Source organism: Mesorhizobium koreense, assembly GCF_031656215.1.
GTDB lineage: Bacteria > Pseudomonadota > Alphaproteobacteria > Rhizobiales > Rhizobiaceae > Mesorhizobium_L > Mesorhizobium_L koreense.
Window position 1 is genome coordinate 3806339 of the sequence record NZ_CP134228.1, and the last position, 12482, is coordinate 3818820.

Here is a 12482-nt window from a genome sequence, read left to right on the forward strand (position 1 = left end):
CGTCGTGTCTCTCGTCTCTCTTCGCGCTTACCAGCGGTAATGCGCGAATGCGCGGTTGGCCTCGGCCATCTTGTGCGTGTCTTCACGCTTCTTGACAGCGGAGCCGCGGTTGTTGGCCGCGTCCATCAGCTCGCCGGAAAGACGGTCGACCATCGTCGTCTCGTTGCGGGCACGCGCGGCAGCGATCAGCCAGCGGATCGCCAACGCCTGGCGGCGCTCGGGGCGCACATCGATCGGAACCTGATAGGTGGCGCCGCCAACGCGGCGGGACTTCACCTCGATATGCGGCGCGACGTTCTCAAGCGCCTGATGGAAAACGCCCACCGGCTCCTGCTTCGTCTTGGCCTGCACCTGGTCGAGTGCGCCATAGACGATCGTTTCGGCGACCGACTTCTTGCCGTCGTACATGACGGCGTTCATGAATTTGGTGACAACCAGATCGCCGAACTTCGGATCCGGATTGATCTCGCGCTTATCCGCTCTGTGACGTCGGGACATGTTCTCGTCTCTCAATCTCGAGGCCCGGCGCACAAAACAAAAGCGCCGAAGCCGGAAAACCCTACTTCGGACGCTTGGCGCCGTATTTTGAGCGGCGCTGTTTGCGGTTCTTCACACCCTGGGTGTCGAGCACGCCACGAATGATGTGGTAGCGCACACCCGGAAGGTCCTTCACGCGGCCACCGCGGATCATGACCACGGAGTGCTCTTGAAGGTTGTGGCCTTCGCCGGGAATGTAGCCGATCACCTCGAAGCCGTTGGTGAGGCGGATCTTCGCAACCTTGCGGAGCGCCGAGTTCGGCTTCTTCGGCGTCGTGGTATAGACGCGCGTGCAGACGCCCCGCTTCTGCGGGTTCGCCTGCATGGCCGGCACCTTGTTGCGCTTCACCGGCGCAATGCGCGGCTTGCGGATCAGCTGGTTGACGGTAGGCATAAAACCTTCCTCTTTCTCAAAAATTCCGTGTCCAAAGCCCGACAGGGCCGTTCAGGCGCCATTTCCATACGCAAATTCGGGCACAAACCACTCTTTCGCGGTCCTGCCCGAACAATCCGCAGAGGAAGCGAAACCGCTTCGTGCACGCCGGAAATGTCTTTTCGCTCGTAGAACGAGCCCTGTTTGAAGCGAACTCCGGAACGCGACGTTCCGAAAAGCGATGCTTCACATCGGCTCAGACGCGGCGGGTAATACGCAAAACCCGCCGAGGCGTCAACCCTTTCGGCGCAATAATCATGCGTCGGAAAGGCAGATGCCAGCCCACGCAATATTGTTGCCCCACGCCTCCCCTTCAAGAGCAAAAGTGACGGAATCTCCACTGTGTCACAATTTCCATCCATGCGAGGATCGATCGGGAAACGAATCCATCGGAAGGAAGCCGGCCATGAACGACAATGAGGAGCGTCCGGTCACCATCATCGTTGGTCGCGTATGGCGCCGTAAGGGCGGCGAGTCGGAAGGCGTTCACGTGATGTTGGTGGCGCCGGACGACGATTCGGCCGTACGCCGCGCGCTGGAGGCGCTCGCCAAGGAAGGCTATGCCGAAGCCGAACTCGACCAGATCGGCGAAATGGAAGGCGCGCCGGACGAGGAGCCGCACCTTTCCGCCTGGCAAGGCGCAACCGAGGGCGAGGTTTCCATCGTTACGTTCGACGAGCCGGCCTGAGGCCGCCGTCTTGTCCCGCGAGACTACTCTTGAAACGAAGAAGGGACCGACGCGGCCCCTTCCCCTTCTTCCTGTGACTGACGTCCGGCCTATTCGGCGGCGTTGGTCATGTCGGTCAGCATCGGCTCCGCCATCTCGGCGTTGGCCTGCTTGCGGCGTTCATCGATGATGAGGTCGTCACGCGAGGTGGCGATGCGCCGGATCTGGCTCATCGCGCCCCCCGTGCCGGCCGGGATCAGGCGGCCCACGATGACGTTCTCCTTCAGGCCTTGCAGCGTGTCGGTCTTGCCCGCCACTGCGGCTTCGGTCAGCACCCGCGTCGTCTCCTGGAAGGAGGCGGCCGAGATGAAGGACGGCGTCTGCAGCGAGGCCTTGGTTATGCCGAGCAACACCGGCTGGCCTTCCGCGGGCTTCTTGCCTTCTTCGACCAGGCGTTCGTTGACCTCGTCCAGTTCGATCATGTCGACATGGTCGCCCGGGATGTAGGTCGAATCGCCCTGCACGGTGATCTCCACCTTCTGCAGCATCTGCCGAACGATCACCTCGATATGCTTGTCGTTGATCGACACGCCCTGCAGCCGGTAAACCTCCTGGATCTCGTTGACGAGGTAGGAAGCCAGAGCCTCCACGCCCTTGATCGCCAGGATGTCGTGCGGCGCCGGGTTGCCATCGAGGATATAGTCGCCCTTCTCGATGGTGTCACCGTCCTGGAGATGGAACGGCTTACCCTTCGGGATCAGGTACTCGGCAGGCTCCAGCGTCGCGTCGTGCGGCTCGATCATGATGCGGCGCTTGTTCTTGTAGTCGCGCCCGAAGCGGATCGTGCCGTCGATCTCCGCGATGATGGCGTGATCCTTCGGACGACGTGCCTCGAAGAGTTCGGCCACCCGTGGCAGACCACCGGTGATGTCCTTCGTCTTGGCGCTTTCCATCGGAATACGCGCGATCACGTCGCCGGGCTTCACATGCGCGCCCGGCTCGACCGACAGGATCGCCTCGACGGAGAGCAGGAAGCGGGCGTCGCCGCCGCGGGCGAGCTTCGCAACCTTGCCTTTGGCGTCCTTGATCGTCATCGCCGGCTTGAGATCGCTGCCGCGCGGGGTCGACCGCCAGTCGATGACCTCGCGCTTGGTGATGCCGGTCGATTCGTCGGTGGTCTCCTGGACGGAGATACCGTCCACGAGATCCTCGAACTCCACCGTGCCTTCCACCTCGGTCAGCACCGGCCGCGTGTACGGATCCCATTCGGCGATGCGCTGGCCGCGCTTCACCGTGTCGCCATCATCCACATAGAGACGCGAGCCATAGGTGATGCGGTGGACGCCGCGCTCCTTGCCGGCCTCGTCGAGGATCAGCACCGCCATGTTGCGGCCCATCACCATGAGCTGGCCATCGGAGTTGCGCACCACGCTGCGGTTGCGGATCTGCACCTTGCCCTCATAGGAGGATTCAAGGAACGACTGGTCCACGACCTGCGCCGTGCCGCCCATGTGGAAGGTACGCATGGTGAGCTGCGTGCCCGGCTCGCCGATCGACTGCGCCGCGATGACGCCGACCGCCTCGCCGATATTGACCGGAGTGCCGCGGGCCAGATCGCGCCCGTAGCAGACCGCGCATACCCCGACCCTGACATCGCAGGTCAGCGCCGAGCGGATGCGGATCGTCTGGATGCCGGCCTTCTCGATCTGCTCGACATCGCGCTCGTCGATCAATTTGCCGGCCTTGACGATCATGTCGCCGGAAACCGGATGCACGATATCGTCGAGCGCGGTGCGGCCAAGCACGCGCTGGCCGAGCGAAGCGACGACCTGCCCCGCATCCACGATCGGCTGCATGGTCAGGCCCCTGTCGGTGCCGCAATCCGTCGCGACCACGATACAATCCTGCGCCACGTCGACGAGGCGACGGGTCAGGTAGCCAGAGTTCGCGGTCTTCAAGGCGGTATCGGCCAGACCCTTGCGGGCGCCGTGCGTGGAGTTGAAGTACTCCAGAACGGTCAGTCCTTCCTTGAAGTTCGAGATGATCGGCGTCTCGATGATCTCGCCGGATGGCTTGGCCATCAGGCCGCGCATGCCGGCAAGCTGACGCATCTGCGTCGGCGAGCCGCGGGCGCCCGAATGCGACATCATGTAGATCGAGTTCATCGGCTTCTGACGGCCGCTATCCTCGAACTCCACCGCCTTGATGCGAGCCATCATCTCCTCGGCGACCTTCTCCGAGCATTTGGCCCAGGCGTCGACCACCTTGTTGTACTTCTCGCCCTGCGTGATCAGGCCGTCATTGTACTGCTGCTCGTATTCCTTCGCGAGCGCCTCGGTCTTGGCGACCAGATCGGCTTTCGTGTCGGGAATGAGCATGTCGTCCTTGCCGAACGAGATGCCGGCCTTGCAGGCATGGCTGAAGCCGAGCGCCATGATACGGTCGCAGAAAATGACCGTCTCCTTCTGACCGCAGTGACGATAGACCGTGTCGATCATCTTGGAGATGTTCTTCTTCGTCATCTCCTGGTTGGCCGTCTCGAAGGGGACGTTGACATTCTTCGGCAGAAGCTCGCCAATGATCATGCGGCCGGGCGTGGTGTCGTAGATCTTCGACACTTCGTTGCCGTCGGCATCGACGCCCTTGTAGCGGCCCTTGATCTTGGTGTGCAACGTGACCGCCTTGGTCTCCAGCGCATGGTGCAGCTCGCCCATGTCGGCGAACACCATGCCTTCTCCCGGCTCGTTCTGGTTGACGATCGAGAGGTAATAGAGACCAAGCACCATGTCCTGCGAAGGCACGATGATCGGCGCGCCGGACGCGGGATGCAGGATGTTGTTGGTCGACATCATCAGCACGCGCGCTTCGAGCTGGGCTTCCAGCGACAGCGGCACGTGGACTGCCATCTGGTCGCCGTCGAAGTCCGCGTTGAAGGCCGTGCAGACCAGCGGATGAAGCTGGATCGCCTTGCCCTCGATCAGGGTCGGCTCGAAAGCTTGGATGCCAAGACGGTGCAGCGTCGGCGCGCGGTTAAGCAACACCGGATGCTCGCGGATGACCTCATCCAGGATATCCCAGACTTCAGGCTTTTCCTTCTCGACCAGCTTCTTCGCCTGCTTGACGGTGGACGAATAGCCCTTGGCGTCGAGCCGCGCATAGATGAACGGCTTGAACAGTTCGAGCGCCATCTTCTTCGGCAGGCCGCACTGATGCAGCTTGAGCTCCGGGCCGGTCACGATGACCGAACGGCCGGAATAGTCGACGCGCTTGCCGAGCAGGTTCTGCCGGAAGCGGCCCTGCTTGCCTTTCAGCATGTCGGACAGCGACTTCAGCGGACGCTTGTTGGCGCCGGTGATGACGCGTCCGCGGCGGCCATTGTCGAACAACGCGTCGACGGCCTCCTGCAGCATGCGCTTCTCGTTGCGGATGATGATCCCCGGCGCACGCAGTTCGATCAGCCGCTTCAGGCGGTTGTTGCGGTTGATGACGCGGCGATAGAGGTCGTTCAGATCCGACGTCGCGAAGCGGCCGCCGTCGAGCGGCACCAACGGGCGCAGGTCCGGCGGGATGACCGGGACGATCTTCATGATCATCCACTCCGGCCGGTTGCCGGATTCGAGGAAATTCTCGACCACCTTCAGTCGCTTCAGGAGCTTCTTCTGCTTCAGCTCCGAAGTGGTCGAGGCCAGTTCCGTCCTGAGTTCGCCAGCGATCTTGTCCAGATCCATCGCGGCGAGCAGGTCATGGATAGCCTCCGCGCCGATCATGGCGGTGAAGCTGTCCTCGCCATACTCGTCCACGGCCATCATGTATTCCTCCTCCGAAAGGAGCTGATGCTCCTTCAGGGCGGTCAGGCCGGGTTCGGTGACAATGTAGTTCTCGAAATAGAGAACGCGCTCGATATCCTTCAACGTCATGTCGAGCAGCGTGCCGATGCGGCTCGGCAGCGACTTCAGGAACCAGATATGGGCGACGGGCGCGGCAAGCTCGATATGGCCCATGCGCTCGCGGCGAACACGCGACAGCGTGACCTCGACGCCGCACTTCTCGCAGATGACGCCCTTGTACTTCATGCGCTTGTACTTGCCGCACAGGCACTCGTAGTCCTTGATCGGGCCGAAGATGCGCGCGCAGAACAGGCCGTCGCGCTCAGGCTTGAACGTGCGGTAGTTGATCGTCTCCGGCTTCTTTATCTCGCCGAACGACCATGACTGGATCTTCTCGGGGCTGGCCAGCGATATCCGGATGGAATCGAAGGTCTGCGCCGGCGTCTGGGGATTGAAGAGATTCATGACCTCTTGGTTCATGCCATTCTCCTTGTGGGGCTCCGTCGTAAAGCCCTCTTTGTGCAATTCTTGCCTTCGCGCCCGGCCAATGCCTGGGGAAAGGCGGCCGTGCGAAGCGAGGTCGAGGGAGGGGCACCGAAGCACCCCTCCCCCTCGATGTTACTCAGCGGCGTCCGGAATCCTGACCGGCTGTTCCTCGACCTGGGTATTCTCCAGTTCGACATTGAGGCCGAGCGAGCGCATCTCCTTGACCAGCACGTTGAAGCTTTCGGGAATGCCCGCCTCGAACGTGTCGTCGCCTCTGACGATCGCCTCGTAGACCTTGGTGCGGCCGGCCACGTCGTCCGACTTCACCGTCAGCATCTCCTGCAGCGTGTAGGCGGCGCCATAGGCTTCGAGCGCCCACACCTCCATCTCGCCGAAACGCTGGCCGCCGAACTGCGCCTTGCCGCCCAGCGGCTGCTGGGTGACCAGGCTGTACGGTCCGATCGAACGCGCGTGGATCTTGTCGTCCACGAGATGGTGAAGCTTGAGCATATATATGTAGCCCACCGTCACCTTGCGATCGAAAGGTTCGCCCGTGCGTCCGTCATAGAGCGTCGACTGGCCGCTGGAATTGAGGCCCGCCTCTTCCAGCATGCCGTTGATGTCGGACTCGTGCGCGCCGTCGAATACCGGCGTGGCGATCGACACGCCGCGCTTCATCTGGTCGGCGAGGCGGACGACCGACTCGTCGTCGTAGCTCCTCACCGGCTCGTTGCGGTCGTTCGACGGGATCAGGTTCTCGACCTTGGCCCTGAGCGGCTTGATGTTGCCGCTCTCCTTGTAGGCCTCGATCAATTCGCCGATCTGCCTGCCCATGCCGGCGCAGGCCCAGCCGAGATGCGTCTCGAGGATCTGGCCGACATTCATGCGGCTCGGCACGCCGAGCGGATTGAGCACGATGTCGACATGCGTACCGTCCTCCAGGAACGGCATGTCCTCGACCGGCACGATGCGCGACACGACACCCTTGTTGCCGTGACGGCCGGCCATCTTGTCGCCCGGCTGCATCTTGCGCTTCACCGCGACGAAGACCTTGACCATCTTCATCACGCCGGGCGGCATCTCGTCGCCGCGCTGCACCTTCTCGACCTTGTCCATGAAGCGCTGTTCGAGCGCGCTCTTGGAATCGTCGTACTGGCCGCGCAACGCCTCGAGCTGGCCCTGCAGCTTTCCGTCCTCGACGGCGAACTGCCACCACTGCGAGCGCGGATACTCTGCCAGCATCTCGGCGTTGAGCTTGCTGCCCTTCTTGTAGCCCTTCGGACCGGCGATCGCCTCCTTGCCGTCGAGCATGTCGCTGAGGCGGCTGTAGACGTTGCGGTCGAGGATCGCCTGCTCGTCGTCGCGGTCCTTGGCGAGACGCTCGATCTCCTCGCGCTCGATCGCCATGGCGCGCTCGTCCTTCTCCACGCCGTGGCGGTTGAAGACGCGCACTTCCACGACCGTGCCGAACGCCCCGGGCGGCATGCGCATGGAGGTGTCACGGACGTCGGAAGCCTTCTCGCCGAAGATGGCGCGCAGAAGCTTCTCTTCCGGCGTCATCGGGCTTTCGCCCTTCGGCGTGATCTTGCCGACCAGGATGTCGCCTGGCTGCACTTCCGCGCCGATATAGACGATGCCGGCCTCGTCGAGGTTCTTCAGCGCCTCTTCCGACACATTCGGGATGTCGCGCGTGATCTCCTCCGGCCCGAGCTTGGTGTCGCGCGCCATGACCTCGAACTCCTCGATATGGATCGAGGTGAAGACGTCGTCGGCGACGATGCGCTCGGAGAGGAGGATGGAGTCCTCATAGTTGTAGCCGTTCCACGGCATGAAGGCGACGAGCACGTTGCGGCCGAGCGCCAGATCGCCGAGATCCGTCGAGGGGCCGTCGGCGATGATGTCGCCCTTGTTCACGCGGTCGCCCATGCGCACCAGCGGGCGCTGGTTGATGCAGGTGGACTGGTTCGACCGCTGGAACTTCTGCAGCCGATAGATGTCGACGCCGGACCTGCCCGGCTCGATGTCCTCGGTCGCGCGGATGACGATACGCGTCGCGTCGACCTGGTCGACCACGCCGCCCCGGCGAGCACCGATCGCGGCACCGGAATCGCGCGCCACCACCGGTTCCATGCCGGTGCCGACGAACGGAGCCTCGGCACGCACCAGCGGCACGGCCTGACGCTGCATGTTCGAGCCCATCAGGGCGCGGTTGGCGTCGTCATTCTCGAGGAACGGGATGAGCGCCGCGGCGACCGACACCATCTGCTTCGGCGAAACGTCCATCAGGTCGACGTTCTCGCGCGGAGCCATCATTACTTCGCCCGCATGGCGGCAGATGACGAATTCATCGGCGAAGGCGCCGTTCTTGTCGAGTTCGGCGTTGGCCTGCGCAACATAGTGCTTGGCCTCCTCCATCGCCGACAGATAGACGACATCGCTCGATACCCTGCCGTCGACGATCTTGCGGTACGGGCTCTCGATGAAGCCGTATTTATTGACGCGAGCAAAAGTCGCCAGGCTGTTGATAAGGCCGATATTCGGGCCTTCCGGCGTCTCGATCGGACAGATACGGCCATAATGCGTGACGTGGACGTCGCGCACCTCGAAGCCGGCGCGCTCGCGGGTCAGGCCACCCGGCCCAAGCGCGGAGAGGCGACGCTTGTGCGTGATCTCGGAGAGTGGGTTGGTCTGGTCCATGAACTGCGAAAGTTGCGAGGAGCCAAAGAACTCGCGCACGGCGGCCGCCGCCGGCTTGGCGTTGATCAGGTCCTGCGGCATGACCGTGTCGATCTCGATCGAGGACATGCGCTCCTTGATCGCACGCTCCATGCGGAGCAGCCCGACGCGGTACTGATTCTCCATCAATTCGCCGACAGAGCGCACGCGACGGTTGCCGAGATTGTCGATATCGTCGATCTCGCCCTTGCCGTCTCGGAGTTCAACCAGCGTCTTGACGACGGCAAGGATGTCTTCCTTGCGCAGCACGCGCACAGTATCGGGACAGTCGAGTTCAAGACGCATGTTCATCTTGACCCGGCCGACGGCCGAAAGATCGTAACGTTCCGAATCGAAGAACAGCGAATTGAACATCGCTTCCGCCGTCTCCAGCGTCGGCGGCTCGCCCGGGCGCATCACCCGGTAGATGTCGAACAGCGCTTCCTGGCGCGACTCGTTCTTGTCGACGGCCAGCGTGTTGCGGATATAGGCGCCGACATTGACGTGGTCGATGTCGAGGATCTCGATCTGGTCCGCGTTCGAGGCCAGGAGATCGACAAGATTGCCCTTGCGCTCGCCCGACTTCGCATCGACCGTCATCTCCAGTTCGTCGCCGGCCTCGAGATAGATCTCGCCCGTCTCCGGGTTGACGATGTCCTCGGCGATGTAGGAGCCGACCAGGTCCTCGTCGGTCGCCTTGATCGCCTTCAAGCCCTTTTCGGCAAGCTGGCGCGCCTGACGTGCGGTGATCTTCTTGCCGGCTTCCACGACGATCTCGCCCGTGTCGGCATCGACAAGGTCGCCGACGGCCTTGAGGCCGCGGAAACGCTCGACGTTGAACGGGATGCGCCAATGGTCGCCGTCACGCTGATAGGTGATCTTGTCGTAATAGGTAGACAGGATCTCCTCGCCGTTCATGCCGAGCGCCATCAGAAGGCTGGTCACCGGAATCTTGCGGCGGCGGTCGATGCGGGCGTGCACGATGTCCTTGGAATCGAACTCGATATCGAGCCACGATCCACGATAAGGAATGACGCGCGCCGCAAAGAGCAGCTTGCCCGAAGAATGCGACTTGCCCTTGTCGTGATCGAAGAAGACGCCCGGCGAACGGTGCATCTGCGACACGATCACGCGCTCGGTGCCGTTGATGATGAAGGTGCCGTTCGACGTCATGAGCGGCATGTCGCCCATGTAGACGTCCTGCTCCTTGATGTCCTTGATGGACTTGGCCTGCGTGTCCTCGTCGATATCGAACACGATGAGGCGCAGCGTCACCTTCAGCGGCGCCGCATAGGTCAGATCACGCTGACGGCATTCGTCGACGTCGAACTTCGGCGCCTCGAACTCGTACTTCACGAATTCCAGCATCGAAGATCCCGAGAAATCGGAAATCGGGAAGACGGACTTGAATACTGCCTGCAGACCTTCGTCCAAACGGCCGCCCTCAGGCTCCTCGACCATGAGGAACTGGTCGTAGGAAGCCTTCTGGACTTCGATCAGGTTCGGCATCTCCGCGACTTCGGGGATCTTGCCGAAAAACTTGCGCACGCGCCTGCGGCCATTAAACGTCTGGGTCTGGGCCATCGTCGCTCCTTCTTGCTGCCAATCCTGGCTGCCTTATCTTGCTACCTGCACCGGACTTGCCGACTTATTCGGCCGGCGGCCCGTTCAAAACGGAGAAAACCCGTTTCCCGAAGGCCGCTCGCGGCCCACGGGAAAAGGGTTCTTCCTCCCGATCGCGGGGCCGGCGGACGGAGAAGTCCGCCGGCCCGACAATGCGATCGACTACTTCAACTCGACCTTGGCGCCGGCTCCTTCGAGCTGGGCCTTGATCTTTTCCGCTTCGTCCTTGGAAACGGCTTCCTTCACCGCCTTCGGAGCACCTTCGACCAGATCCTTGGCTTCCTTCAGGCCAAGACCGGTGATGGCGCGGACTTCCTTGATGACGTTGATCTTCTGGGCGCCGGCTTCGGCGAGAATGACATCGAATTCCGTCTTCTCTTCGGCCGGAGCCGCAGCGGCGGCACCAGCGCCGCCGGCAGCAGCGACGGCCACCGGAGCGGCGGCGGAAACGCCCCACTTCTCTTCGAGCAGTTTCGAAAGCTCGGCCGCCTCGAGGACGGTCAGCTTCGACAGGTCTTCAACGATCTTTGAGAGATCAGCCATTTCAATATTCCTTTACAAGGTTCGAACGTGTTTCGATGACAGCGAGGAACGGCCTCATGCCGCCTCGTCCTTCCGGGCATAAGCGCCAAACACACGGGCAAGCTGGCCCGCCGGTGCGTTGACGATCTGTGCGATCCGGGTCGCCGGCGTGGAGATCATGCCGACGATCCTGGCCCTGAGCTCGTCGAGCGAAGGCAAGGCCGCAAGCGCCTTGACCCCGTCCGCATCGAGCGTGGTCGACCCCATCGCTCCGCCGAGAATGACGAGATTGTCATTCGTCTTGGCGAAGTCGGATGCGACCTTCGGTGCCGTGACCGGATCATCCGAATAGGCAATCAGCGTCTGTCCCTTGAACAGCGCCTGCATGCCTTCGGATTCCGTGCCCTGAAGAGCGATGATGGCGAGACGGTTCTTCGCGACTTTGACGGTGCCGCCCGCGGCGCGCATTTTCGACCTGAGGTCGTTCATTTGCGCAACGGTCAGACCGGCATAGTGGGCCACGACCACCGAACCCGTGCTCTTGAACACGTCGTTCAGGCCCGTGACGAATTCGCGCTTTTCCGCTCTATCCACTGCCTATCTCCAGTTGGCGACCGCCCCTTGCGGGAACGGCTGCCGGTTGCCTTTTGCCGGGCGGGCTATCCAGAAGGATCGACCCGAACGGCGTTCGAGGATCCTGCCCCCTTTCGCCATGCCGCTCCTGAGCCGGAGAGGCAGGTGAGGCAAAAGGCAAACACGGTTCGAACCTCATTCCGGACGACCGGCTCAGCCGGAACGTCCTTCAATCGGCTCTTACCCGTCTCATGCAGGCTCCATGGGAATTAAGGCGAGCCACCCGCAATCTCGGACAGGATTCCGGAAGCCTTGTGGGCCTCCGGTATCCGGACCCTCTGGCGAGGGGCCGGAATTCTTGATGCGCGGGCCAGCCGGAGCCAGCCCGCGGAAAATCAGGACGCCGTCAGGCTTGACACGTCGATCTTGAGGCCCGGGCCCATCGTCGAGGTCATGGAGACCTTCTTGACGTAGTTGCCCTTTGCGCCTGTCGGCTTGGCCTTGATGACCGCATCGGCGAAAGCGCGCGCGTTCTCCGCGATCTTGCCCGCATCGAAAGAGGCCTTGCCGACGCCGCCATGCACGATGCCGGCCTTCTCGACGCGGAACTCGACCGCACCGCCCTTGGACGCCTTGACGGCAGCGGCCACATCGGCCGTAACCGTACCGACCTTCGGGTTCGGCATCATGCCGCGCGGGCCGAGCACCTTACCCAGACGGCCGACCAGCGGCATCATGTCGGGCGTTGCGATACAGCGGTCGAAATCGATCTCGCCGCCCTGCACTTTGGCCACGAGATCCTCCGCGCCGACGATGTCGGCTCCGGCGGCCTTGGCCTCCTCCGCCTTCGCGTCCTTGGCAAAGACGGCGACACGGACGTTGCGGCCCGTACCGTTCGGCAGATTGACCACACCGCGGACCATCTGGTCGGCATGGCGCGGATCGACACCGAGATTCATCGCAATCTCGATCGTCTCGTCGAATTTGGCGGTCGCCCGCTCCTTGAGGAGCTTCACGGCGTCATCGAGCGAATAGCTCTTGTCGCGGTCGATACCCTCGCGGGCCTTGGCAACGCGTTTTGCAATCTTCTGTGCCATCG

Annotated in this window: 8 protein-coding genes; 1 reads left to right on the forward strand and 7 read right to left on the reverse strand. The window is 62.6% G+C overall.

From position 1 onward, the window contains the following. Positions 1-27: 27 nt before the first annotated feature. Both rpsG and rpsL read right to left on the reverse strand, forming a co-directional pair. Entirely contained in the window at positions 28-498 is a 471-nt protein-coding gene (gene rpsG, locus RBH77_RS18175; RefSeq protein ID WP_311028983.1) for a 30S ribosomal protein S7, read from the reverse strand. Between the two features lie 61 nt (positions 499-559). Next, positions 560-931, reverse strand: coding sequence for a 30S ribosomal protein S12 (gene rpsL, locus RBH77_RS18180; RefSeq protein ID WP_008837709.1), 372 nt, complete (start codon positions 929-931; stop codon positions 560-562). Between the two features lie 445 nt (positions 932-1376). Here rpsL and RBH77_RS18185 point away from each other — a divergent pair, with 445 nt between their 5' ends. Next, the gene (locus RBH77_RS18185; RefSeq protein WP_311028985.1) at positions 1377-1658 is read left to right on the forward strand and encodes a transcriptional regulator; all 282 of its coding nucleotides are present in this window, start codon (positions 1377-1379) and stop codon (positions 1656-1658) included. Between the two features lie 89 nt (positions 1659-1747). Here RBH77_RS18185 and rpoC read toward each other — a convergent pair whose 3' ends face one another. The 5 genes from rpoC to rplA all read right to left on the reverse strand — a co-directional run bounded on the left by rpoC (position 1748) and on the right by rplA (position 12480). After that, positions 1748-5944: a DNA-directed RNA polymerase subunit beta' gene (gene rpoC / locus RBH77_RS18190; RefSeq protein ID WP_311028986.1), complete on the reverse strand. Its 4197-nt coding sequence runs from the start codon at positions 5942-5944 to the stop codon at positions 1748-1750. Between the two features lie 138 nt (positions 5945-6082). Continuing rightward, positions 6083-10249: a DNA-directed RNA polymerase subunit beta gene (gene rpoB, locus RBH77_RS18195; protein ID WP_311028987.1), complete on the reverse strand. Its 4167-nt coding sequence runs from the start codon at positions 10247-10249 to the stop codon at positions 6083-6085. A 201-nt stretch (positions 10250-10450) separates the two neighbouring features. Next, positions 10451-10831 carry a 50S ribosomal protein L7/L12 gene (rplL, locus tag RBH77_RS18200; RefSeq protein WP_311028988.1) on the reverse strand — a complete coding sequence of 127 codons (381 nt, stop codon included), beginning with the start codon at positions 10829-10831 and terminating at the stop codon, positions 10451-10453. Positions 10832-10885: 54 nt separating this feature from the next. After that, positions 10886-11404: a 50S ribosomal protein L10 gene (gene rplJ, locus RBH77_RS18205; protein ID WP_311028989.1), complete on the reverse strand. Its 519-nt coding sequence runs from the start codon at positions 11402-11404 to the stop codon at positions 10886-10888. Positions 11405-11778: 374 nt separating this feature from the next. Then, positions 11779-12480, reverse strand: coding sequence for a 50S ribosomal protein L1 (gene rplA, locus RBH77_RS18210; protein ID WP_311028990.1), 702 nt, complete (start codon positions 12478-12480; stop codon positions 11779-11781). Positions 12481-12482 lie beyond the last annotated feature (2 nt).